This window comes from Sneathiella chungangensis (genome assembly GCF_009882935.1).
GTDB classification, from domain to species: domain Bacteria; phylum Pseudomonadota; class Alphaproteobacteria; order Sneathiellales; family Sneathiellaceae; genus Sneathiella; species Sneathiella chungangensis.
Window position 1 is genome coordinate 200,236 of record NZ_WTVA01000003.1, and the last position, 22,100, is coordinate 222,335.

24 protein-coding genes are annotated in these 22,100 nt (G+C 59.2%); 8 read left to right on the top strand and 16 right to left on the bottom strand.

The window, feature by feature from the left end; genetic code table 11:
- Window positions 1-3: 3 nt before the first annotated feature.
- From GQF03_RS08000 to GQF03_RS19245, 3 genes are all read left to right on the top strand, one after another.
- The gene (locus GQF03_RS08000; RefSeq protein WP_161338722.1) at window positions 4-963 is read left to right on the top strand and encodes a ribonucleotide-diphosphate reductase subunit beta; all 960 of its coding nucleotides are present in this window, start codon (window positions 4-6) and stop codon (window positions 961-963) included.
- A 102-nt stretch (window positions 964-1,065) separates the two neighbouring features.
- Window positions 1,066-1,962, top strand: a complete 897-nt coding sequence (locus tag GQF03_RS19240) for an AIPR family protein (protein ID WP_161338723.1) — start codon at window positions 1,066-1,068, stop codon at window positions 1,960-1,962.
- 3 nt (window positions 1,963-1,965) lie between these two features.
- On the top strand, window positions 1,966-2,802 hold the full coding sequence (locus GQF03_RS19245; RefSeq protein WP_161338973.1) for an AIPR family protein: 837 nt from the start codon (window positions 1,966-1,968) through the stop codon (window positions 2,800-2,802).
- A 116-nt stretch (window positions 2,803-2,918) separates the two neighbouring features.
- Here GQF03_RS19245 and GQF03_RS08015 read toward each other — a convergent pair whose 3' ends face one another.
- The gene (locus tag GQF03_RS08015) at window positions 2,919-3,755 is read right to left on the bottom strand and encodes a PhzF family phenazine biosynthesis protein (protein ID WP_161338724.1); all 837 of its coding nucleotides are present in this window, start codon (window positions 3,753-3,755) and stop codon (window positions 2,919-2,921) included.
- Between the two features lie 58 nt (window positions 3,756-3,813).
- Window positions 3,814-4,677 carry a LysR family transcriptional regulator gene (locus GQF03_RS08020; protein WP_161338725.1) on the bottom strand — a complete coding sequence of 288 codons (864 nt, stop codon included), beginning with the start codon at window positions 4,675-4,677 and terminating at the stop codon, window positions 3,814-3,816.
- A 115-nt stretch (window positions 4,678-4,792) separates the two neighbouring features.
- Between GQF03_RS08020 and GQF03_RS08025 the strand changes: the two genes are divergently transcribed.
- Both GQF03_RS08025 and GQF03_RS08030 read left to right on the top strand, forming a co-directional pair.
- Window positions 4,793-5,158, top strand: a complete 366-nt coding sequence (locus tag GQF03_RS08025; protein ID WP_161338726.1) for a cupin domain-containing protein — start codon at window positions 4,793-4,795, stop codon at window positions 5,156-5,158.
- Between the two features lie 58 nt (window positions 5,159-5,216).
- The gene (locus tag GQF03_RS08030) at window positions 5,217-6,332 is read left to right on the top strand and encodes an MBL fold metallo-hydrolase (protein ID WP_161338727.1); all 1,116 of its coding nucleotides are present in this window, start codon (window positions 5,217-5,219) and stop codon (window positions 6,330-6,332) included.
- A gap of 71 nt (window positions 6,333-6,403) precedes the next feature.
- Here the strand turns inward: GQF03_RS08030 and GQF03_RS19025 are convergent, their stop codons facing one another.
- From GQF03_RS19025 to GQF03_RS08050, 5 genes are all read right to left on the bottom strand, one after another.
- Window positions 6,404-6,535, bottom strand: a complete 132-nt coding sequence (locus GQF03_RS19025; RefSeq protein ID WP_277346476.1) for a hypothetical protein — start codon at window positions 6,533-6,535, stop codon at window positions 6,404-6,406.
- 79 nt (window positions 6,536-6,614) lie between these two features.
- Complete coding sequence (locus GQF03_RS08035; protein ID WP_161338728.1) at window positions 6,615-7,004, bottom strand: hypothetical protein; 390 nt, start codon at window positions 7,002-7,004, stop codon at window positions 6,615-6,617.
- A 395-nt stretch (window positions 7,005-7,399) separates the two neighbouring features.
- On the bottom strand, window positions 7,400-8,005 hold the full coding sequence (locus tag GQF03_RS08040) for a TetR/AcrR family transcriptional regulator (protein WP_161338729.1): 606 nt from the start codon (window positions 8,003-8,005) through the stop codon (window positions 7,400-7,402).
- A gap of 85 nt (window positions 8,006-8,090) precedes the next feature.
- Window positions 8,091-9,485 carry an alpha/beta fold hydrolase gene (locus tag GQF03_RS08045; protein ID WP_161338730.1) on the bottom strand — a complete coding sequence of 465 codons (1,395 nt, stop codon included), beginning with the start codon at window positions 9,483-9,485 and terminating at the stop codon, window positions 8,091-8,093.
- Between the two features lie 16 nt (window positions 9,486-9,501).
- Entirely contained in the window at window positions 9,502-10,206 is a 705-nt protein-coding gene (locus tag GQF03_RS08050) for an SDR family oxidoreductase (RefSeq protein ID WP_161338731.1), read from the bottom strand.
- A 98-nt stretch (window positions 10,207-10,304) separates the two neighbouring features.
- On the opposite strand from GQF03_RS08050, the gene GQF03_RS08055 reads away from it, so the two are divergent.
- The gene (locus GQF03_RS08055; protein ID WP_161338732.1) at window positions 10,305-12,008 is read left to right on the top strand and encodes a tetratricopeptide repeat protein; all 1,704 of its coding nucleotides are present in this window, start codon (window positions 10,305-10,307) and stop codon (window positions 12,006-12,008) included.
- Between the two features lie 77 nt (window positions 12,009-12,085).
- Here the strand turns inward: GQF03_RS08055 and GQF03_RS08060 are convergent, their stop codons facing one another.
- Window positions 12,086-13,285 carry a multidrug effflux MFS transporter gene (locus GQF03_RS08060; protein ID WP_206376319.1) on the bottom strand — a complete coding sequence of 400 codons (1,200 nt, stop codon included), beginning with the start codon at window positions 13,283-13,285 and terminating at the stop codon, window positions 12,086-12,088.
- Between the two features lie 295 nt (window positions 13,286-13,580).
- Here GQF03_RS08060 and GQF03_RS08065 point away from each other — a divergent pair, with 295 nt between their 5' ends.
- On the top strand, window positions 13,581-14,804 hold the full coding sequence (locus GQF03_RS08065) for an MFS transporter (protein WP_161338733.1): 1,224 nt from the start codon (window positions 13,581-13,583) through the stop codon (window positions 14,802-14,804).
- Window positions 14,805-14,816: 12 nt separating this feature from the next.
- Here GQF03_RS08065 and GQF03_RS08070 read toward each other — a convergent pair whose 3' ends face one another.
- Window positions 14,817-16,133, bottom strand: coding sequence for an adenylate/guanylate cyclase domain-containing protein (locus GQF03_RS08070; RefSeq protein WP_161338734.1), 1,317 nt, complete (start codon window positions 16,131-16,133; stop codon window positions 14,817-14,819).
- Window positions 16,134-16,147: 14 nt separating this feature from the next.
- Window positions 16,148-16,507: a group I truncated hemoglobin gene (locus tag GQF03_RS08075; protein WP_161338735.1), complete on the bottom strand. Its 360-nt coding sequence runs from the start codon at window positions 16,505-16,507 to the stop codon at window positions 16,148-16,150.
- Window positions 16,508-16,657: 150 nt separating this feature from the next.
- On the opposite strand from GQF03_RS08075, the gene GQF03_RS08080 reads away from it, so the two are divergent.
- A complete protein-coding gene (locus tag GQF03_RS08080) occupies window positions 16,658-17,350 on the top strand; it encodes a winged helix-turn-helix transcriptional regulator (RefSeq protein ID WP_161338736.1) in 693 nt (230 codons plus the stop codon).
- Window positions 17,351-17,377: 27 nt separating this feature from the next.
- Here the strand turns inward: GQF03_RS08080 and GQF03_RS08085 are convergent, their stop codons facing one another.
- The 6 genes from GQF03_RS08085 to GQF03_RS08110 all read right to left on the bottom strand — a co-directional run bounded on the left by GQF03_RS08085 (window position 17,378) and on the right by GQF03_RS08110 (window position 21,999).
- Window positions 17,378-18,265 carry an amidohydrolase family protein gene (locus tag GQF03_RS08085; RefSeq protein WP_161338737.1) on the bottom strand — a complete coding sequence of 296 codons (888 nt, stop codon included), beginning with the start codon at window positions 18,263-18,265 and terminating at the stop codon, window positions 17,378-17,380.
- A 56-nt stretch (window positions 18,266-18,321) separates the two neighbouring features.
- Window positions 18,322-18,750 carry a GFA family protein gene (locus GQF03_RS08090; RefSeq protein ID WP_206376318.1) on the bottom strand — a complete coding sequence of 143 codons (429 nt, stop codon included), beginning with the start codon at window positions 18,748-18,750 and terminating at the stop codon, window positions 18,322-18,324.
- A gap of 99 nt (window positions 18,751-18,849) precedes the next feature.
- Entirely contained in the window at window positions 18,850-19,272 is a 423-nt protein-coding gene (locus GQF03_RS08095) for a DUF6249 domain-containing protein (protein WP_161338739.1), read from the bottom strand.
- 172 nt (window positions 19,273-19,444) lie between these two features.
- A complete protein-coding gene (locus GQF03_RS08100; protein WP_161338740.1) occupies window positions 19,445-19,972 on the bottom strand; it encodes a helix-hairpin-helix domain-containing protein in 528 nt (175 codons plus the stop codon).
- Window positions 19,973-20,200: 228 nt separating this feature from the next.
- Window positions 20,201-20,380, bottom strand: a complete 180-nt coding sequence (locus GQF03_RS08105; RefSeq protein WP_161338741.1) for a hypothetical protein — start codon at window positions 20,378-20,380, stop codon at window positions 20,201-20,203.
- Between the two features lie 116 nt (window positions 20,381-20,496).
- Window positions 20,497-21,999: a flavin-containing monooxygenase gene (locus tag GQF03_RS08110; protein ID WP_161338742.1), complete on the bottom strand. Its 1,503-nt coding sequence runs from the start codon at window positions 21,997-21,999 to the stop codon at window positions 20,497-20,499.
- Between the last annotated feature and the right edge of the window lie 101 nt (window positions 22,000-22,100).

Genomic DNA, 22,100 nt, shown 5'->3' on the forward strand with positions numbered 1-22,100 from the left:
CCCATGTCCCTCCTTGATGCGAAGCCCGTCTACAAGCCCTTTTCCTATCCCTGGTGCTATGATGCCTGGCTGAAACAGCAGCAGATTCACTGGCTGCCAGAGGAAGTGCCGCTCGCCGATGACGTGAAGGACTGGCACAACAACCTGACCGAGTCGGAGCGGCATCTGCTGACGCAGATTTTCCGTTTCTTCACCCAGTCGGATATCGAGGTGAACAACTGCTACATGCGCCATTACACCCGCGTGTTCAAGCCGACCGAGGTGCAGATGATGCTCGCCGCCTTCTCCAATATGGAGACGGTGCATATTGCCGCCTATTCGCATCTGCTCGATACCATCGGCATGCCCGAGACGGAATATTCCGCCTTCCTCCATTACAAGGAGATGAAGGACAAATACGACTATATGCAGCAGTTCAACGTGGAGAATAAGTCGGAGATTGCGAAAACCCTCGCCGTCTTTGGCGCCTTTACCGAGGGGCTACAGCTGTTCGCGAGCTTCGCCATCCTGCTCAACTTCCCGCGCACCGGCAAGATGAAGGGCATGGGGCAGATCGTCACCTGGTCCGTCCGCGACGAGAGCCTGCATTGCCACTCCATCATCAAGCTGTTCAAGACGTTCGTCTCCGAAAACCCGGAAATCTGGACGAAGGAATTCTGCGAGGAGCTGTATCAGACCTGCCGCGAGATCGTCATCCATGAGGACGCCTTCATCGACCTCGCCTTCAGCGCCGGGGATATCGAGGGGCTGACGGCCGAGGAGATCAAGGGCTATATCCGCTATATCGCCGACCGCCGCCTGACCCAGCTCGGCCTCGATGAAATCTACCATATCGAGAAAAACCCGCTCCCCTGGCTCGACGCCATCCTCAACGCGGTGGAGCATACCAACTTCTTCGAAAATCGCGCGACCGAATATTCGAAAGCCGCGACAAAGGGCACATGGGAAGAGGCGTTTGCGTAGGGGGATTTACAGCCACCAGTAATATGATCATAATTCAGTTTCTAGTGTATAAAATCGCTTTGCGCTAAGTACGTTTTGTTATGTCATTGAGGCAGAAAGAATATGAATCTTGTTGTAAAGGCTCAGCTAAACGAGTTTCGCAAAAGCAATCCAAGCGCAAATTTGGAGGATTCCGAATTATTCGAAGTTTATTCAATATTTTCAGTAACTAATGGAATATTGGGAGAAAACGTAAATGCTTTTGATTTACATTTGCGGGGGCAGGAATTTGGTTTAGATGGTGTCGGAATTTTAGTACAGGGCGATGTCTGCATAGACAGCGATGCAGTTGCAGAGGCTTTGCAGCAAGGAAAAAAAGCAGTAGTTGATTTTCTCTTTTTTCAAGCTAAGACTAGCGAAAAACTTGATTATGGTGACCTCTCAAAATTCTTTGACGCTATATATTACTTCTTCACAGACAAGCTCGAGAATGTAAGCGATCAAATAGATGATCTTTTGGAAGCCAAAGCATCTGTATATGATGCGGCGCTGTCTAGAAATCCGAATATTAAGTGCTATTTTGTGACTACTGGTCAAGGTGACGTAAGCGATGCAATACAAACCTTGATTGATAGTAATCGCGCACGCTTAAAAGAACTTAATTTGTTTAATACAATAGAAATTGATTTAGTTGGAGCAGAAGGTTTACAAAATTCTTATCGAACGGCAACAAATTCTATTTCTGAGACGATTGAATTTCAAAAAGTGCTTACTTTACCTTCTCATAATTCGGTTAGCGAGGGATATACTGGTTATATTGATGCGGCGGAGCTACTAAAGCTTGTTACAATAGAATCTGGATCGGACACTGAACCAAAGATTAATCGAACAATATTTTTCGACAACATAAGAGATTTTGATAAAAATTCTTCAATAAATAAGGCTATTATAGAAGAGTTAAATAAAGGAGATGCAGAGTCCTTTATTTTCAAAAATAATGGAATTACTATAGTTGCCTAAGAAATTAGCAGAACCGGTGATAAATTTCGTTTAGACGATTATCAAATAGTTAATGGGTGTCAGACGAGTAATATTCTTTTTGAATGTAGAAATAACATTGACGGTGTATATATCCCGTTAAGAATTATTGGAAGCCAGGATTCTGAATTTATATCTGGAATTATTATTGGAACTAATAAACAAAATGCGGTGAAGGACGAACAATTTTGGGCGCTAAAGCCTTTTATGAAGGATTTAGAAGAATACTGCCGAAACCAAGGAGACGAGAAAAATATTTTTATCGAACGAAGAGATTACCAATACCGAGATGAGCCTATTGAAAGAACAAGGATTATTAAACCGCGGGAGATTATGAAAGCCGTAGCTGCAATGTTTTTGTTCCAACCAAACAGAGCGGCGAGAGACTACCGTGGCATTTTAGGTGAATTCGAAGGGAAAATCTTTCAAGAAGATCATAGCGTTCAATTATATCATTGCGCTTCTTTGGCTAGTTATAAGTTCGACTTTTCTGTTAGAAATCAGAGATTTGATAGCAGTTGGCGCATTTATAAATATTACGCGATTTATGCCCTCGGATTGGATGCAACGGGCGATGCTGATATTTTTTCTGCGCATAAAAAGAAACAGGAAAATATTTGCAAATCGATAATTGATCTAATTGTAGATGAAAATCAATTTATTGGCCACGTGAAGAAAGTTGCTAGTATTTTGGATAAAATGATTGTTGATGAAGGTGAGAAAACAAGGGAGCAAATCCGAGATAGTCTAAGATCAGAAACCTTCGCTGGAAAATTTAAAACGATATATCTATCCACTTCCAGCGAGCCCCCTCCAATATAAATCGCAAACCCGCCATAACGTTCCGCGCGAACGTAAAAGCCGGTGGATTTGCGATGCGGGAGGGGCGGTGGGGTTGGTTCTGCCCGCCGGGATTGCTTTGAGGCCGACGTGCCGCGTTAGAGCGTCAGCGTTCCCTCGATCATTATCTGGGTTTCGCCGCCGATGAGGATGCCGCGGGCGTCCTCGCGGATATGGACGCGGCCGGCGCGGCCGATGCGGGTTCCTTGCGCATGGACAAGGCCAGCCCTAAGCCTCTGTTGCGATTTCAGCCAGTGGGCGAGGGCGGCATTCAGCGAGCCGGTGATCGGATCCTCGTCCATCCCGCTGGAGGGGGCGAGCATCCGCACCTCGTAATCACATTCCGCGGCATCTTCATGCGCGCCGATCAGCCCGATCCCGACGAATTCGGGATAGCGCAGCCCCGTGCCGTCGATGGCCAGCACGTCGGCGGCGGATTGAAGCTCGATCGCCTGCCAGACCGGCCCGTTCTCCAGTACGGCGGTTCTCACCACGGTGGCGGGATCGAGGCTGAGCCGCGCGGCGATGGCGCGAAAACTCTCCTCCGGCATCGGCGCAATTTTCGTCGGCGGCGCGATAAAGGCGGGGACCGCACCGGTGATATCGATCTCGACGATGCCGACGCCGCATTTCTGGCGCACGGTGCCGGGCGCCTTCGGCTGGCCGCCCGCGTGCAGCCAGGCCGCGCAGCTCCCCAATGTCGGATGCCCCGCGAACAGCATCTCGCGCTTCGGCGTATAGATATGCAGGTGATAGTCGGCGCGCGGGTCATCGGCGGGCGCGAGGAAGGTCGTCTCGGCGAAATTCGTCCAGGCGGCGAAATCCTGCATCTGCTGGCGCGTCAGCCCCTCGCCGTCGAGCACGACCGCGAGGCCGTTGCCCTTGGTCGGGGTCGAGGTGAACACATCGCATTCGATAAAGCGTCTTTTCCGCATCGGGCTCTCCCGTCTGTAGGGTGGTTCTTCTGCCTCTATCACAAGGACGGGCGCGCCGCTACTTCGAATATCCGCTCTCGATAAAATCGGCGAGCGTCGCCGCCATCTCGTTGCGGGCCCCCGCCTTTTGCGCGAGGGTGACGTGGAATTTCGGCAGCTTCGGGAAGGCGTCGCCGAAAGGGATTTTCTCAAGCTCCGGCGGCACCAGGCTGCTGAGGAAGACACCGACGGCGAGATCCATGCGGATCATCGCGAACAGGGCGTCGAGATTGTTGCTCTCATAGACGCGCTTCCACGGCCGGGCGATGCGATCGAGTGCCTCCATCGCCGGCAGGCGGAAGACGCAGCCGGTGCTGGCGATCGACAGGGCGAGGGGGTTTCGCTCGCGCACCGTCCCGCCGCGGGCGCCGATCCAGGCAAGCTGGTCGGTGAACAGCGAGCGGCCGCTCCGGTCCTTGTCCAGCTCCTCGAGAAGCGACAGATCGAGCTCGCCATTGGCCAGCGCCGCCTTGAGCTCGAGCGTGCCGGCGCAGACGAGATTGATGCCGACATCGGGATATTGCTCGGCGAACAGCCGGAGGATATTGGGAAGCCGCCCGCCCATCAGGTCGAGCGGGATGCCGAGTGATAAAGTTCCCGCAAACTGCACCGGCGTCACGTCGCGCATGATCCGGTCGTTGAGGACGAGAAGCTGCCGCGCCTTGGAGAGCATCACCTCCCCGGCGTCGGTCAGGGTGAGCCCGGTTTTCTGCCGGTCGAGGAGCGGACTCGCGAGCTGTTCCTCGAGTTTGCGGATCTGCTGGCTGACCGCGCCCTGCGACATGTTGAGAAGCTGCGCGGCGCGGGTCATGCTCGCCGTCTCGGCAACCGCGCAGAAGGTCCGGAGCAGATGGAGATCGAGGAGGGGGCGTGCCTGTATCATTAGAAAATCTAATTCATTCCATAAAATAAATTAGTTTTAATAATTCTTGATTTGCGCCTAAAGTCAAGAACAAACAACTATCGCCATGAATGTCACAGAGAAAGGGACCGCCCCGATGCAGACCGTGAATTTACAGGAAAAATTTGACCAGTTCGATGCCTACTGGACCCCGCATATCGTCGCCGAGGCCAACGGCCAGCATGTCCGCATTGCCAAGCTGAAGAATTCCTTCGTCTGGCACAAGCATGATAAGGAGGATGAGCTGTTTATTGTCGTCAAGGGCACCCTGACCGTGAATTTCCGCGACCATGTGGAAACGGTGCGCGAGGGGGAGCTGCTGGTAATCCCGCGCGGGGTGGAGCATCTGCCGCAATCGGAGGAGGAGGTGCTGCTCATCAATATCACCAGGGCGGAAACCACCCATACCGGCGATACCGTCGCCGACGTCACGATCCCGCTGGAGAAGATGAAACGGCTCTAGCTATCCGCAGCGCCGCCCTTTATGATGCTGACGGACAGGCAAGCGGCAGAGGGGGCGGATGAGGCTCAGGAAGAAAGTCGGGATCGGGGTCAGTTCCGGAATGCTCGTGCTGATCCTCGCGGTGGTCAGCGTCGGCTATGCCCTCAGCGCCCATATCGCCGGCACGCGGCTTGCCCGCGTCGAGGCTTCGCCGAACTACCAGGACGGCGCCTTCGTCAATATCGAGCCTCCGGCACCCTTCGAGCTCGACTGGGGCTATGTGAAGGCGCAGTTCTTCGGCGAGGAGAAGCGGGTGCCGCCGGGCCCGATCCCCGTGGTGACGCTGGCGGAGAGTTATCTTGACGGACCGGCGCCCGAGGGGTTGCACGTGACTTGGCTCGGCCATGCGAGCGTGCTGATCGAGATTGACGGCCATCGCGTCCTCACCGATCCGGTACTGTCGGAGCGGGCCTCACCCTTCCAGTTTGTCGGGCCGAAGCGCTTTCATCCGCCGCCGCTGCCGCTGGAAAATCTCAAGGGTATCGATGCGGTAGTGATTTCCCACAGCCATTACGACCATCTCGACAAGGCGACGATCCGCCATCTCGCGGGGCAGGGGACGGAATTCTTCGTCCCCCTCGGCGTTGGCGCCTATCTGGAGGAGTGGGGCGTGCCGGCGGCGCAGATCCATGGCCTCGACTGGTGGGAGACGATGCCGCTCGGCGATCTCGCCATCGTTGCGACCCCGGCGCGGCATTATTCGGGGCGCGGCCTGTTCGACTACAAGGAAACGCTCTGGGCCTCCTGGTCGATCCTTGGTCCCGCCCACCGGGTCTATTACAGCGGCGACAGCGGCTATTCGAAACAATTCCGCGCGATCGGCGAGCGGTTCGGGCCGTTCGATCTCAATATCGTCAAGGTCGGCTCCTACGGGCCCGGCCAGTCCTGGCTCGATATCCATATGATTCCGGAGGATGCTGTCGAGGTCGTGCGCGATGTCGGCGGCGGGCCGATGCTGCCGGTGCATTGGGCGACCTTCAACCTGGCCATCCATGACTGGGACGAGCCGATCCGGCGCGCGGAAAAGGCGGCGGCGGAGAAGGGCGTGACGCTGCTGACGCCAAGACCGGGCGAGACGGTCGACCTCGCCGCCCCGGCCGCCTCCAGCCGCTGGTGGGAGAGCGTGGGCAACTAGCCATCTCCGGCTGCTCCCCTTGCAAAAAGCGACGCCGACCCGCGAGGGCCGGGGCCGGCCTCACTATGGGGTCAGATTTTTTTCCCGGCGATATTGAGCCGCGCCTTGGTGACGGTGGAGACGGGTTCGGCCTGAAGCTTGATCTTTACCTGCTTGGGCTTCTTGATTTCGCGGTTGCCGCGCTTGTTATTGCCTTTGGACATATGTCTATTCCTTTTGGGTGAGAGAACGGCCGCCCCGTCATCTGGCGGAGCGGCCGGTATTCGCTGTCGCGCGAAGGGTCTAGTCGGTTTTAAAATCCGCCTCGATCAGCTCAAGGCAGGCGGAGGCGACATTATCGTCGGGCGTTGCGCCGCCGGGAAAGGTGACCCAGCCGGCATCGCGCAGATGGTCATCGCGCTGCCAGGAACTGATGGCGTTCAGATTGACGATCAGCTCGCTGTCGGTCTTGGCGGCCATTGCGAACCGTTCGGCGCAGATCGGGGCGAGGGCGGATACCTTGGCGCTGATGCTCGCCTTGGCGACCTTCTTTTCGACCAGGCCGCCGGTTTCCCAGCCGCCAAAACCGAAGCCGATGGCCATCGTGGCGATTGCGCCGACGACAAGGCCCTGGAACAGGCGGACCGGTGCGCTGCCGTCAACATAGGGCGCTAAAAATGCAGGGGTTTTCATGAAATTTCCTTTTCATTTACAGGGCGGAGAATTCCACCCTGTCGCAACCACATCCGTTGTCAGGAGGTCCTGTTCGTCGAATTTTTTTGATGGAGCGGATAACAAAAGATGAAATTATGATAATACAAAATCGCCGAAAAAGCAATTATTTAATAAATATGACAAATTATTATTTCGTATTTCTTGTAATTTAAAAAAATAAAAACGAGATTATTATTTAAATTATACTTACAAAATATTGACTATATTTACATGATTCTGTTGATGTTTTATCCATTCCGCCGTTTTTTTTGGGAACGTAAGGATTTTATCCCGCGTCCCGCATTGGCGATCTCTTCGCGAGGGACGGGGGCGGTGCTGCGGGGCGGTGAAGGGGCGAAGACGGGCGGGGCGTCCTATTTCCCGCAGTAGCTTTCCAAAAGCGGCCGCAGCAGGGCGGTCAGCGCCGCCACCTGCCGCTTGGCGGGCCAGGTCTCGGGATTGAGGGTGGCGCGGGTGGCGATCCCGTCGATGGCGGCGACCAGCGCATCGGCGGTATCACGGGCAAGCTCCGGGTCCTGCGGCGCGCCCTGCAAGGTCTGCAGGCGCTCGGCGATCCGCTCGACGAAGGCGTCGAAATAGTCCCGGTTCATGAGGCGCAGCTGATCGTCGGTGACCGCGCGGCCCCAGAAGGCCAGCCAGATCCGCCATTCGCCGCGACTCTCGTCATCGATCGGAAGATAGCCGCAGACCCGGCGCACATAGGCGGTGATATCATTGGCCTTGCCGGCCTTGAACGGCATATCGACCCGCGCGAGCGTCCGCCGGACTACCTCGGCGAGGGCGGCGGCCAGCACCGCGTCCTTGCTGTCGAAATGATGGGTGACGGTGCCGACGGTCACTTTGCCAGCGCGGGCGACATCGCGAAGCCGGACATTTTCAACCCCGCCCTTTTCAATCAGGCGGATCGCCGCATCGGCGATCATCTGTTTTTGCGAATTCAGGTCCACAAGCTTCGGCATCGGAAAATTCTTGTACAAAAGCCGGGGTCTGTCAAGAAAAGCCGGAGATCGCCGGTTTTACCGGATCGGCCCGCACCCGGCGGTTTCAGCCGTGCTCTGCCAGGAAGGCATGGACGTCGCGCTCCAGCAGCGGCCAGACGGGATCGTTCTCGGGCACCAGGTGATTGTCCCCCTCATAGGAGACGAAACGGGCATTGGGAAGGCCGGCGGCGAGCTTTCGCCCTTCCTGGATCGGCTGCATCCGATCGCCGGTGCAATGGGCGACGAGGCAGGGCACGGTGACCTTAGGGAGAATGTCCGTGACGTCCAGATTATCGAGGGCTTCGCGGTAGCGGCCGAGATTTTCCGGCGTGATCATCTCCAGCATGTCCTCGGCGTAGCGGCGGCGATCCTCCTCGCTGGCGCCGGGGACGATGGTCTGCGCCAGCAGGTCGCGAAGCGAGGGATAGTCGTCCTCCCAACCCGCCGTCATCATGGCGCGGAAAGCCTCCGCCATTTTCTTGTCGCGGGCGCCGCTGCGCTTGGCTTTGCCTTGCGAAAATCCGCCAATCATGACGAGGGCCGACACCCGCTCCGGCCGGCGGGCGGCGAAGGCGGCGGAAATGGCGCAGCCCTGCGAAAAGGCGAGGATCGGCGCGCGCGCCACCCCCGCCGCGTCGAACACAGCCTCCATATCGTCGAGGAAGCGATCAAAGGAGATTTCGGCGACATCCCAGTCGGATAGTCCGTTGCCGCGCGCATCGAACCGCACCAGCCGGTATTTGCTGGAAATCGAGGTGGTCATCGGCGCAAACCCCGGTCCGCGCCAGTCGAGCTGGAGATGGCTGATCCAGTTCGGCGCCTTGATGACGGGCTCGCCCTCGCCTGTGGCCGTCCAGGCGAGGCGGACCTTGTCACGGGTCGTGCAGAACTTGATTTCCTGCGTCTCCGCCAGCTGCCGGCGGCGGGCCTTCACCTTCGGGTCCGTGAAATCGACGGAGAGCACCTCGATCGGCTGATCGATGCCCTTGAAGCTATGCGCGCCCTCCCGGTGGAGCTGGATATTGATGTTGCTGCCCGCCAGATCGCAGATGACGCGCGAGACGAGAATGCCGCCGGGCTTGGCTGCCGCCTGCAGCCGCGCCGCGATATTGACGCCATCGCCGAAGATATCCTCGCCCTCCACCACGACATCGCCCGCATGCAGGCCGGCGCGCAAGGCGATGGGTTCGGAAAAGCTGAAGGGAAGGTCGGGCGCCCGCATCTGCTGTTGGATATCGACCGCGCATCGGAGGGCATCGGCCGCGGCGGAAAATTCGATCAGGGCGCCGTCGCCGAGCAATTTGACGACGCGCCCGTGATGCCTATCGACGGCGGGCGTGATGATGGCGCGGTATATCTTGTTCAATGCCGCGAGGAGACCGGCAGAATCCAGCTGCATCATCCGGCTGAAGCCGACGACGTCGAGGGATACGATTGCGGCCAGTCTTCGGTGTTGCATGGTCTCCGCCCCTGACCTATACGCTCCGCGTGAGGCCGCCATCGATGCGGATATTCTGCCCCGTGATATAGGCCGCCGCGTCGGAGGCGAGATAGCTCACCAGGCCGGAGACTTCCTCCGCCTTGCCATAGCGGCCCATGGGGATGCGGGCGCGGCGATCCTCTGTCTCCGGCAGGCTGTCGATAAAGCCGGGGAGGATGTTATTCATCCGCACATTATCCCCCGCGAACTTGTCCGAGAACAGCTTGGTGAAGGAGGCAAGCCCCGCCCGGAACACACCCGACGTCGGGAAGAGGGGGTCGGGCTCAAACACCGCGAAGGTGGAGATATTGATGATTGTCCCGCCTCCTTGCTTGGCCATGATTGGCGCGACCATGCGCGCCGGGCGGATGGCGTTCAGGAGATAGACCTCCATGCCCTTGTGCCAGTCCTCATCGCTGATCTCCAGCACGTCGCCCTTCGGTCCATGCCCTGCGGAATTGACCAGCACATCGATGCGGCCCCATGTCTCCATCGCCAGATCGACGAGTTTCTGAAGATCCGCCTTCTCAAGGTTGGAGCCGGTAACACCGACACCGCCCAGTTCTTCGGCGAGTGCTTCGCCCTTGCCCGACGAGGAGAGGATGGCGACCTTAAAGCCGTCGTCCGCGAGTTTGCGCGCCGCGTCGGCGCCCATGCCGCTGCCGCCTGCGGTGATAAGAGCCACTTTTTCCGATGCCATTATCTTTCTCCCGATTGATCATTTTCTCCACTATAGGCGGGCGCTCTATCTTTTCCATTTATTTCGGCTAAACTTGCGGCGAAAAGGAGAAGAAATCTGTGCAACGCCGCCTGAGCGCCATTCTCGCCGCCGATGTGGTGAATTATTCCCGCCTGATGGGGGCGGATCAATCCGGCACGCTCGCGGCGCTCCGGGCAATGCGGAGGGACCTGTTCGAACCCGCCGTCGCCAGGCATCGCGGCGAGATCGTCAAGCGCATGGGCGATGGCTGGCTGGTCGAATTCGCCAGCGTCTCCGATGCGGTCGACTGCGCGATGCAGGTGCAGGAAGGGCTCGCGGACCATGATCTCCTGCGCCTCAGGATCGGCATCCATATTGGTGAGGTGGTTTTCGAGGAGGAGGATATCTATGGCGACGGCGTCAATATCGCCGCGCGGCTCGAAGCGTTGGCCGAGCCCGGTGGGCTGCTGATTTCCGACAGTGTGCGGAACAGTCTCGATGGCAAGGCGGCGGCGGTCTTTGCGGACGGCGGGGTGCAATCGCTCAAGAATATCGCGCGGCCGGTTTCCGTCTGGCGCTGGTCGGTCGGCGGCGGTGCGCCCGCGGGCGTCGCGGAACCACTCGCGCTGCCCGAGAAACCCTCCATCGCGGTGCTGCCCTTCACCAATATGTCCGGCGATCCGGAGCAGGACTATTTCGCCGACGGCATCACCGAGGATATCATCACCGAGCTGGCCCGCCTCCAGAGCCTGTTCGTCATCGCCCGCAATACCAGCTTCACCTTCAAGGGGGAAAGCCGCAATGTTCAGGATGTCGCGCGGACGCTAGGCGTGCATTACGTGCTGGAGGGCAGCGTGCGCAAGGCGGGCAACCGGGTGCGCGTGACCGGTCAGCTGATCGACGGCAAGAGCGGCGGCCATGCCTGGGCGGAGCGGTATGATCGCGATCTTGCCGACATCTTCGCGGTTCAGGACGATGTGACGGACAAGATCGTCAAGGCGCTGAAAGTCAGCCTTGTCGGCGCGGACGAACTGCCGGAACGGGTGGAAACGGCGGCGCCTGAGGCCTATGACTGCGTTCTCCGTGGGCGCGAGCAGTACCGGCTCTTTACCAAAGAGGCGCTGGCCAATGCCCGCGCCCTGTACGAGCGGGCCACCGCCATTGATCCGCACTATGCCGCGGCCTATGCCGGCCTTGCGGAGGTGTGCCTGCATGAATGGTTCCTTGGCGATGCGGCGGCAATTGACACGACATTCGAGCTGGCGCTGAAGGCGGCGAGCCTCAATCCCGACCTGCCGCTGGTTTATGAGGCGCTCGGCAATGCCTATCTGTTCACCGGCCGCCATGACGAGGCGATTGCGGCCTTCCTGCGCTGGATCGAGTTGGAGCCGAACAGCGCCGAGGCCTATGCCAACCTTGCCGGGGCTCATGTGTTCAACGGCGAGCCGGAAAAGGTCCATGACCTGATCGCCAGGGCGTCGCGCCTCAATCCCGTCTATCCCTTCTATTATCCGCTCTATCGCGGCCAGGCCTATTTCGTCGCCGGCCGGTATGAGGAGGCGGCGGATTTCATCACGCGGGCGGCGGATCTCAATCCGGCCTCGCCGCATCCGCCGATGTGCCTTGCCGCCAGTCTCGCCCTTCTGGGCCGGGAGGAGGAGGCGAAGGCCGCCGTCGCCGCGACCTATGCGATCATCCCGGACGCGCGCCTCGACTCCGTTCGGAAGAACCTGCCGTTCCGGCGGCCGGACGATCTCGACCGCCTGCTCGGCGCGATGCGGCGCGCGGGATTTACCGACTGACGGCTAGCGCCGCTACCACCCGCGATGACAATGCCCTTGCCCCCCGGGGTAATCCACTCCTGTACGCGGGCGGATGGTCAGTCGTCATGCCCGCCCCGGAGGGTGACCCATTTCAGGTGAATACCGGCAACGAGAGAGATCAGCGTGATCACCAAAAGCAGGGTGAGGAAGGGGATGGCCCCGGATGTCTCGCTCACCAGGGTGCCGGTGAGCGCGGTCAGCGCGCCGCCGCTGCCGACCGCAAGCGCGCCGATAAGCCCGACGGCGGACCCGGCAAGGTCCGGCCGGATCGACATGGCGCCGGCATTGGCGTTCGGCACGGTCAGGCCGTTTCCGGCGCCGATCAAGATCAGCGGCCCGAATAACGTCAGGGCGTTGCCCATATCGGCGAGGAAGAAGAGCAGGGAACTAACCGCACCCGTGACCGCGATGAAGCGACCGGCGAGGATCAGGCTGGTCAGTCGGACGCGATGGGCGAGGCGGCTGGAGAGGAAGGTGCTGCAGGTAAAACCAATGGTGATTGTCCCCATATAGACCCCGAGCAGCGCCGGCGACAGGCCGAGCATCACCACCGCAATCAGCGGGACCCCGGCAATAAAGACGTAAAAGCCGCTGTTGGAAAAGGCCATGCAAATGGCGTAATCCCAATAGCGGAGGGATTTCAGCAGGTAGGGATAGTTTTTGAGCTGTTGGCGGAAATTCTCGCTGCGGGTCAGGTTGGTTTCCCCCAGGTCAAACCAGCAGAGCAACAGCGCCAGCGTCCCGAACAGGGTATAGGTGACGAAGTTCGCGCGCCAGCCGAACAGCTCATCCAGCACGCCGCCCAGCATCGGGCCGAGCAGCGGCGCAATCGACATGGCCATGGTGAGGAGACTGATGCGCCGGGCCGCTTCCTTATGCTGGAAGGTGTCGCGGATGACCGCCATTGCAATGGCCCATCCGGCAATGATCGTTCCTTGCAGAACCCGGAACAAAAGGAAGACCCAGACGTTCGTCGCGAGCGTACAGACAAAGGACGCCATCACGAAGATGACCAGCGCGATGAGCATGACGGGCCGCCGCCCGTACCGGTCCGATAACGGACCGATGATCAGCATCAGCACCGCCGTAATCCCGAGATAGCCCGCAACGGCGAGGGTGAGCAGCGCATAGTCGGCCTCGAAATCCCGCGCCATGTTGGCGAGGGACGGGACGAACATGTTGAGTGACAGGGTCGACAAGGCCGTAAAGACAACCAGTGTGATCATGCGAGGCGGGGAGGTGGCGGCGGCGGGCATTATCTGTCTCGTTCTTGTTTTTGCATAAAAAAGCCCCCGCATGTTCATTGGGGGGCGCAGGGGAGGTCGATCCGGTCCTGATTACCGGCTCATGCGCCGTCGTCGCCTCACCCCTGGCACCGGCCTCCGTCGATCTTGTTGTTCCATAAGGCTCAGGCTAGGGCCGCCAGGATGCGCCGTCAACGGAAAATGACGGCGACAGTAGCCGCCGTTACAGAGGCGGGCTTTTCCGCTTGCATAACGGCCGGTCGCGTTTCATCCTTGGGCGGGAAAACAACAAGAAGAAAGCGCCGCCATGAGCAGTCAGAGCAAAGCCGAACCCGCCTATCGCTGGGTCATCGTCGCCGCCTCGGCGGTCATGCTGGCGGTCAGCATGGGCATGATGGTGAACGGCGCCTCCGTCTTCCTGATCCCGCTCAATGCGGAGTTCGGCTGGGACCGGGGGTCGGTTTCGCTGATCAATGTCGCCGGGCTGTTGGGGCTCGCCGTCGGCGGCATCGTCATGGGAAAGATCGCCGATCGCTCCTCGACACGGCGCGTCGCCCTGTTCGGCGCCATCGTTCTCGGCCTCTCGATCCTCGCCGCGTCACAGGCCGACCAGCTCTGGCAGTTCTATGGGCTGTTCTTCATCGCCGGGATGCTGGGCGCGGGCGCGCTGTTCGCGCCGCTCGTCGCCAATGTCGGCAACTGGTTCGTCGCCAGCGCCGGGCTCGCCGTCGGCATCGTCTCGGCGGGGCAGGCGCTCGGGCAGGGCGGCGTGCCCTATGGCATCGCCATCCTGATCGAGAGCATGGGCTGGCGGGAGGCGCTGATGGTCATGGGCGGCTTCACCCTTGTCGTGCTGGTGCCGCTCGCCCTCACCATCCGCCGCGCGCCGATCGCCGAGCAGGTTGCCGGTGGCGCCGCCGACGAGGCGCCGACGCCGCTGCCGCCGCATATCGTCACCATCTGGATCAGCGCCGCCGTGCTGTTCTGCTGCACCTGCATGGCGGTGCCACTGATGCATCTGGTGCCGCTCATCCAGGATCGCGGCCTGCCGCTCGAGGAGGCGGGCAGCGTCATGTTCGTGATGATGATCGTCGCTATCCTTGGCCGCATCGTCTTCGGCAAGCTTTCCGATATCCTGGGGGCGGTACGCGCCTACTGGATCGCCTCCTGCTGGCAGACGGTGCTGGTCTTCGGCTTCATGCAGATCGAGAGCCTTGGCGCCTTCTATATCTTCGCGATCATTTACGGCTTCGGCTATGCGGGGGTGATGACCGGCGTGATCGTCACGGTGCGCGAGCTGACCCCGGTGGCGAAGCGCGCCTCGGCCCTCGGCATCACCACGGTCTTCGCCTGGATCGGCCATGGCCTCGGCGGTTATCAGGGCGGGTTCTTCTTCGATCTGACGGGGAATTACACGCTCTCCTACGCCAATGCGGCGATGGCCGGGGTGATCAACCTGATCATCGTCGGCGCGCTCTATTTCACGATCCGGCGGAAGTCCGGCCCGACGCTGAGCGCCGCACCCGCCTGACGCCTGCCGCAATTACCGGCCGAACAGGCGCTTCGTGGGATCGCTCATCATCTCGAATTTCGCATTGGCGACGCGGCCCGCGGCATCCTCCGAATAGATTTCCTGGAGCCGGTCGAGGAAATACATTTTGATCGGCGCCTTGTTCTTGATCTCGATCGTGCCGCGCTCGGTGAAGTCGAAATAGGGGGCGGTCTGGCGGTAGATGCGCTCGGAGACATTGATCTTTCCGGCCTCCCCATGCGCTTCCAGCCGCGCCGCCACATTCACCGCATCGCCCCAGATATCATAGGTGACGCGCGTGCGCCCGACGAGACCGGCAATGACCGGGCCGCCATGCAGGCCGATGCGGAACTCAAAAAACGGCAGCCGCAGCTTCTGCCGCTCCGCCTTGAGTTGTTCCGCCGCCGCCTGCATCGCAAGCGCGGCGAGGCAGGCCTTGACCGTATGCAGCCGGTCGGTGCTCGGCACGCCGGCGACGGCCATATAGGCATCGCCGATGGTCTTGATCTTTTCAAGGCCGAACTGCTCCATGACGTGATCGAACGCCGCGAAATAGCTATTGAGCATGCCAATGAGCATGGCCGGTTCGGCCTTTTCCGTGAAGCCCGTAAATCCGACGACATCGGCGAAGAGAATGGTCGCATCGTTGAAAAAGCGCGGCGCGACCTTGTCATTTTCGAGAAGTTCCCGGGCGATCGGCTCGGGCAGCATGTTTGAGAGCAGGTTATCCGCCCGCGCCTTTTCCCGCGCCAGCGCCGTATGGGCGCTGTCCAGATCGCGCATGGTCTGGTCGAGCTCGATGATGCGGCGGCGATATTCCAGCTGCGCCATAGTCTGGTGGGCGAGGCGGCGGATCGCCTCCTGGCATTCGAAGGCCAATTCGCGCGGCTTGAAGTCCATGACGCAGATGGTGCCGATGGCAAAACCGTCCGGCGTCACCAGCGGCATGGCGCAATAAAATCCGAGGAAGGGATCGCCGACCACAAAGGGGAAATCCTTGTAATAATCGTCTTCCTTAAGATTGGGGACCAGAACCAGCTCGGAGCCGCAGACGGTCACCGAGCAGAAGGCAATCTCCCGCGGGCAGCCCTCAAAATCGGCGGGCAGCCCGTATTTCGACTTGAACCAGAAACGGTCGTCTTCGATGAAGCTGACATAGGCAACGGGGCAATCGCAAATCTGCGCGGCGAGCTGGCAGATATCCTCGAACGCGGCCTCCACGGGCGTATCCATGATGCGATAGGAGCGCAGGGCCGCGTTACGTTCGACTTCGTTTTCCGGGACGGGATAGGTCAAATCGAAGCCTCTCGCGTGTTCGGGGCCGGGCATTCGAACGGTGGCGCCTATTGCCGGGTGACGTCGTTCTTCATGCTGTAGAGAATGAAGAGTACCTCTTCCTTCTCGCGCTGGCCAACATTGTTTTTCTCGAGCGCGTCCAGGGCATCGTCGAGCATCGCCATGAATTCAGAACTGTTTATGTTCATGCCTTTATGGACAGAGACCATATCCGGGCCGGTATAATTACTCGGTCCGCCCGTTCCCATGATAAAGAAATCAGACGCAGAGCGTTTCGCCTTCGCCACATCGGTCTCGGCAAACCGCTTCGCGATTTCCGGGTTACTGATATGGTTATCGACCAGCACGTCGACGATTTTCTCGATTTTCTCAGTTCCGCCCAGCCGTTCGTAAAGTGATGCGCCCATGGTCCAAATTCCTGTTTTCTGTTTCCTGAAGGAAAAAGCTAGGGCATGATGCAAATGCCGTCCAGTTCAGGAACTGTACCGCGCCTCAGGGCCATATACATTTCTTAAGCAGGACATGCCGGTCACCAACGAACAGAGAAGGAGACCGTCATGCAGGCAAGCTACCGACAATTCTGCCCCGTTGCCATGGCCGCGGAAATCCTCGGGACCCGCTGGACCATCGTCCTGATCCGGGAACTGGTGGCGGGCTCGACCCGGTTTAACGACCTCCGCCGTGGCCTGCCGAGGATGTCGCCGGCGCTGCTTTCGCGGCGGCTGAAGGAGCTGGAAATTGCCGGAATTGTTGAAAAGACGGCCGCCGCCGCGGACCGAAGCCGCCATGAATATTGCCTGACGGAAGCGGGTCGGGATTTGCAGGCGGTTATCGAGAGCATCGGCATCTGGGGTCAGAGATGGGTCAGCACCGACCTGGCGCTCGATAATCTCGATCCGAACCTGCTGATGTGGGACATGCGGCGCAACCTCAAACCCTCGCCGCTGCCCTCGGTTCGCAATGTCGTCGAGTTCCATTACACCGACTTGCCCGCATCACAGGAGTACTGGTGGCTGATCGTCGAGCCGGATGGGGAGGTGGATATCTGTTCCGTCGATCCGGGCTTCGAGGTTGAGCTCTACGTCCGGACGACGCTCAGAACCATGACCGCCATCTGGATGGGGTTCTCGACCGTCGCAACGGAACGCAAGACGGAATGCCTTGTCCTTGAGGGCGATCCCGGGCTCGCGAAGAACATGCAGACATGGCTCGGCCTCAGTCATTTCGCCAATGAGAAAAAGCGCATCTAGCGCGGTCGGCAACGGGTCGGCGATCCCTCACTTCGTGCCGATCTGGTCCATGGAGACTTTGCGGTTGAAGAGTTTTTCCGCCGTTTTATAGGCGATCTGCTCGGCGGTTTCGCGCGGCAGCAGGGCGAGCCATTGACGGTTGAGGGAAATCAGCTCGGAATAATTGTCCCACTGGCCGTTGACCCAGGTATCGGTGCCGACCATCAGCCGGTCGGCAAAGCGCATGAGGATGCGGCGCCAGTGCGGGTCGAGCTGGTCGTTGGAGGCGAGGATATCCCGCTCTCGAAAGGAGGTATCTGCATAGAGCGTCGGATAGGTTTCCAGCATCGTCTCGACCACATCGGCGGGCTCGCTCATCCCCGCATGGGCCCAGATGATGGTGAGGGAGGGCTCCAGCTCATAGAGCAGATGCACCGGATCGGCGCCGGAATGGACATGGATCGGGATCGAGCGCTTTTTCGCCATCGCCGTCACCTTTTGCAGCAAGGGCCGGTCGGTCGGGTCGAGATTATGGATATGAAACTCGCCAATGCCCTCATGCGGATATTTCGCGAGCCGTTCCTCGAGATATTCCTCCATCCCCGGCGCTTTCGTCCAGTTACCGGAGCCGGCGTTGCCGTGATAGGGACGCAGCTCCGGCACGATGCGGTTCGGCGCATATTCCCACAGCATGATCGTCCCCTCGTCGGGGGTCGAGGAAACCAGCCCCATGGCGACGCCGTTCCGATCCATCAGCTCGATCACGCTTTTGACGGGGTAGGGCTCCCAGGCGGGCTCCTTGTAATGGATATGCGCATCGAACAGCGGAACATCCTTGATCGCCCGCCCAATCGGGGCATGATCGCCATCGGCCTGCGCGGTCGTGGCGGTGGCGATGGCCATCGCGAAAGCAAGGCAAAGCAAAGTCCGGGTCATGATGTCTCCATTGGTATTCCGATGAAGACATCATAGCATAGGTCCGGATTGCTCCGCTACTCCGGCAGGACGTCGCCGGTGCCGCCGAGCTCGACCGGGAAGTCCCGCAGCTTCGGCAGGCCATCCGTCATCCGTAGCACGGTCTCGGCATAGTTTACATGCACACCGGGCTCGAACCGGAGGGTCGGGATCGTCGCTGCATAGACGTCGGTCAGCCCCATCGCCGGATGATCCGTCATGAGATGGCCGCCGCAAAGTCTGCAGAATTGCCGCACGCTGCTCGGGTTCTTCGAAAAGCTTGCGAGATGTTCCGCGCCCTTGGTGACCTTGACGGCCTTGGGTTTCCAGAGCGTGAAGGCATTGACGGGGCCCGCCGACCAGGAACGGCAGGACGCGCAATGACAATAGCCCATTCCTTCGGGCGCGCCACTCACCTGTATTTCGACAGCGCCGCAAAAGCAGGTACCCGTGTTGGTATCGGCCAATTTAGTCTCTCCTCCCATAAATATTCCGAAAATGGAATATAAAGACTATAGGGCAGCGCGGAGAATAGTCGACAAGCTTCTGGAATAGCGCGTCGGCCCCTAGCGCATCCGGCGGTGGCGGCGGTGACCGCGGGATCCGTGATAGCTCCGCCGGATGGAGCCGGCGGCGGCAAGCAGGCCGAACGCCGCGCAGCCGATGACGATGGCCGCGCCGAGAAGGGCGGTGAAGACCCAGGGATCGAGCCGCGCCAGCAACCAGCCGAGAATGGCGACGCCCGGCGCAATAAAGAGGAGAATGACCCCGGCCGCCTTCAGGCTGCGGTCAAGCCGCCCGTTGGCATCGAGCAGTTTGTCGACCAGCGCCTCGTCGAGCGGCTGGCCGCTGTCGATCAGGTGGCGGAGGGTTTCCTGCTGCGCGTCGCTGCGGCGCGCCGCATACCAGATTCCGGCGGCGATGATGATGGCGAGAAACGCCCAGAAAGCGGCCGCGCCAAGACCGCTGCCCCATCCCATAGTTTCCATCACACTCTCCTTCCGTCGATAGACAGGCGTGTAAGCGGGATACCGCGGGGGAAATGACGGGAACGGGGAGATACGCAAATTACCCCACACCACAACTATCACGGTATCAGGGGACCATGCTCTTGAATAAGGAACAGTTTAGCGGCTCCGGCGGGAGTTCGCCAGCAGGAGTTCATTTTTTCTTCTTTTTCGGCTTCGCCTTCTTCGTCGACTTGCTGTCCTTCTTCTTGCTGTCTTTTTTCGCCTTGCTGTCCTTCTGGGGCTTTTTGTCCTTCTTGTCCTTCGTCGGCTTCGCGGCCTTTTTGGATTTTTCAGCCTTTTCGGATTTCTTCGCTTTCGCGGGCTTCGCGTCCTTCTTCTTGTCTTTCTTTGGTTTCCCGGCCTTCTTCACCTTATCGGTTTTCACCTTCTTGGCCTTCGCCTTTTCCGGCTTCGCCTTGGCGTCCGCCGGGGGGCTGGTCTTCACCGCCGTCGCCGGTACGGATTTCGCGACAGGGGCGGGCGTCGGTGTCGGCGCCGGAGCCAGAGCGGCCTTCGCGGCGGCAATCAGTCCCTTCGCACGCGCTTCGCCAATCCCGGGAACAAAGAGCAAGTCGGCGACGTCGGCCCCGGCAAGCTGTTCGGCGGTGGTAATTCCCTTTTCGGTAAGGCCCGTGCCCGTTGTTGGACCGACGCCCTTCACATCAAATACTGTCAGCATAGTTGTCATCCTTTTCGCGCGGGTAAAAAGGCCGGCGCGATGGCCAGCCTTTGTCGGAGTAATCGCCGTCAGGCGGCTTTTTTCAGGGCTTTTCTGGCCTTTTTCAGCTTGCCTTCCTGCTTGGCGATTTTTGCCTTGCGGGATTTGATTTCCTTTTTCAGATCCTTGATCTTCACTTTCTTCGCCATATCGGTTTTTCCTTGCTAGTGAATTGAAATATGCAGGGGCTCAATCCGAGGCGGCATGCTGCTTCAGGAAATCGCGGATGAAACGACGGACCTCGCGCGCGGCGCTGGTGTCAAGCTCTTCGCAAAGCGCGACAAACTGATCCCGTTCCTTACCCTTGATGCGAATGATCAACTGGCTGTCTTTCCGTTCCTTCTTCTTCCGCTTTTTTTCTGCCGGCATGGGTAAATTTGCTCCTTGCATAGGCATGAGTGTATCGAATGCATATCGTATGTATATACATTTTATGTTAAAATTTTGTGACAGGCGGGACCGGTCCGCCCGCCCGGATGTGACCGTTATTTGTAGATCAGCGTGCCGTCGTCAAGGTCCGCCGCGGCGATGGTTTCCTTGTCGGAATAATAGTCCTGGGTATGCAGCCAGGGGTCGCGGTCGCCCTGCTTGGGCATCAGTTTCAGCGCTCGGATCAGATAACCGGCGTTGAAGTTTTCGGGATCGACAAAGGGTTTTTCGGGCATGTCCCTGTCTTCCTCCCGCAACTCCGGCACCACCATGCGCGCGCCTTTCTCAGCCATATGCTTCAACAGGCGGCAGACGAATTCCGCCACCAAGTCGGAGCGCATGGTCCAGCTGGTGCGCAAATATCCGAATACCCAGGCCATGTTCGGGATGCCCGAGAACATGATTGCCCGGTGCGACCAGCAGTCGCCGAACTTGAGCGGCTTCCCATCGATGGTGAAGTCGATATCGCCAAGCACGCTCATATTGAAGCCGGTGGCCGAGATGATGATATCGGCCTTGAGCTCCTTGCCGGACTTGAGCAGGATGCCGTTTTCCGTGAAATGATCGATATGGTCGGTGACAACCGAGGCCTTGCCGCCCCTGATCGCCTGGAACAGATCGCCGTCGGGCACGAAGGCGATGCGCTGCCGCCAGGGGCGGTAGCTCGGCGTGAAATGCGGGTCCACCGGCACGCTGTCGCCAAGATAGCTCTTCGCGCCCTCGATCAGTTCCTCGCGCAGTTTTTCGGGCTCCGTGAAGGAGCGGCGGGTGATTTCCTTCTGGTCAAAGAGGATTTTGCGCCGCGTGATCTCATGCACCCATTCGTCCGGCACCTCCAGCGCGCGCAGGGTTTCCGCGATCTCCTCGCGGTTGGCGCGGGCCGAGAAGAAGGTGGGGGAGCGTTGCAGCATCGTGATATGGCCGGCCTCCTCCGCCATCGCCGGGATCAGGGTCGCCGCCGTCGCGCCGGAGCCGATGACGATCACCTGCTTGCCCTTGTAGTCGAGATCCTCCGGCCAGGTTTGCGGATGGACGACAGCCCCCTTGAAATTCTCCCGCCCCGGATAGTCGGGCATATAGCCTTCGCTATGCCGGTAATAGCCCTGGCACATCCAGAGGAAATTGCATTCATACTTACGAATTACGTCGTTTTTCTTATCCAGAACCTCAAGTGACCAGCGGGCCTCCTCGCTCGACCAGCGGGCGGTTTTCACCTCGTGGTTGAAGCGGATATGGCGGCGCAGGTCGTTCTCATCCAGGCTCTCGTCGAGATAACGGAGGATCTTGTCCGCCGTCGCGATGGGCTTGTCGGTCCAGGGCTTCCATTTGAAACCGAAGGTGAAGAGATCGCTGTCCGAGCGGATGCCGGGATATTTATGGATCGCCCAGGTGCCGCCGAATGTCTCTTGCGTCTCGAGAAGGGCAAAGTTCTTTTCCGGGCAGTATTTCTGCAGATGATAGGCCGCATCGATGCCGGAAATGCCCGCCCCGATGATCAGCACGTCAAAATACTGGGTTTTACCGTCGATTTCCCGGTTGCTGTCGACCGCTGCATCCATGGTCCTGCCTCCTCGTCGTCGCCTTTGGCGTTGTTGTTCTTGAAAGACAGAATACCAATCTCCACGGGCGCCGCAATAGCCAATTGCGGGCGGGTGGCACT

Excerpts from the sequence above, each read along its gene's own strand:
- GQF03_RS08105 (WP_161338741.1), bottom strand. The coding sequence starts at position 20,380 with ATGCCGGCAGAAAAAAAGCGGAAGAAGAAGGAACGGAAAGACAGCCAG.
- GQF03_RS08045 (WP_161338730.1), bottom strand. The coding sequence starts at position 9,485 with ATGCAACACCGAAGACTGGCCGCAATCGTATCCCTCGACGTCGTCGGC.
- GQF03_RS08060 (WP_206376319.1), bottom strand. The coding sequence starts at position 13,285 with ATGCCCGCCGCCGCCACCTCCCCGCCTCGCATGATCACACTGGTTGTC.
- GQF03_RS08095 (WP_161338739.1), bottom strand. The coding sequence starts at position 19,272 with ATGGAAACTATGGGATGGGGCAGCGGTCTTGGCGCGGCCGCTTTCTGG.
- GQF03_RS19025 (WP_277346476.1), bottom strand. The coding sequence starts at position 6,535 with ATGTCCAAAGGCAATAACAAGCGCGGCAACCGCGAAATCAAGAAGCCC.
- GQF03_RS08085 (WP_161338737.1), bottom strand. The coding sequence starts at position 18,265 with ATGACCCGGACTTTGCTTTGCCTTGCTTTCGCGATGGCCATCGCCACC.
- GQF03_RS08020 (WP_161338725.1), bottom strand. The coding sequence starts at position 4,677 with ATGATACAGGCACGCCCCCTCCTCGATCTCCATCTGCTCCGGACCTTC.
- GQF03_RS08065 (WP_161338733.1), top strand. The coding sequence starts at position 13,581 with ATGAGCAGTCAGAGCAAAGCCGAACCCGCCTATCGCTGGGTCATCGTC.
- GQF03_RS08075 (WP_161338735.1), bottom strand. The coding sequence starts at position 16,507 with ATGGGCGCATCACTTTACGAACGGCTGGGCGGAACTGAGAAAATCGAG.
- GQF03_RS08110 (WP_161338742.1), bottom strand. The coding sequence starts at position 21,999 with ATGGATGCAGCGGTCGACAGCAACCGGGAAATCGACGGTAAAACCCAG.
- GQF03_RS08015 (WP_161338724.1), bottom strand. The coding sequence starts at position 3,755 with ATGCGGAAAAGACGCTTTATCGAATGCGATGTGTTCACCTCGACCCCG.
- GQF03_RS08080 (WP_161338736.1), top strand. The coding sequence starts at position 16,658 with ATGCAGGCAAGCTACCGACAATTCTGCCCCGTTGCCATGGCCGCGGAA.
- GQF03_RS08070 (WP_161338734.1), bottom strand. The coding sequence starts at position 16,133 with ATGCCCGGCCCCGAACACGCGAGAGGCTTCGATTTGACCTATCCCGTC.
- GQF03_RS08030 (WP_161338727.1), top strand. The coding sequence starts at position 5,217 with ATGAGGCTCAGGAAGAAAGTCGGGATCGGGGTCAGTTCCGGAATGCTC.
- GQF03_RS08035 (WP_161338728.1), bottom strand. The coding sequence starts at position 7,004 with ATGAAAACCCCTGCATTTTTAGCGCCCTATGTTGACGGCAGCGCACCG.
- GQF03_RS08025 (WP_161338726.1), top strand. The coding sequence starts at position 4,793 with ATGCAGACCGTGAATTTACAGGAAAAATTTGACCAGTTCGATGCCTAC.
- GQF03_RS08050 (WP_161338731.1), bottom strand. The coding sequence starts at position 10,206 with ATGGCATCGGAAAAAGTGGCTCTTATCACCGCAGGCGGCAGCGGCATG.
- GQF03_RS19240 (WP_161338723.1), top strand. The coding sequence starts at position 1,066 with ATGAATCTTGTTGTAAAGGCTCAGCTAAACGAGTTTCGCAAAAGCAAT.
- GQF03_RS08040 (WP_161338729.1), bottom strand. The coding sequence starts at position 8,005 with ATGCCGAAGCTTGTGGACCTGAATTCGCAAAAACAGATGATCGCCGAT.
- GQF03_RS08000 (WP_161338722.1), top strand. The coding sequence starts at position 4 with ATGTCCCTCCTTGATGCGAAGCCCGTCTACAAGCCCTTTTCCTATCCC.
- GQF03_RS08100 (WP_161338740.1), bottom strand. The coding sequence starts at position 19,972 with ATGCTGACAGTATTTGATGTGAAGGGCGTCGGTCCAACAACGGGCACG.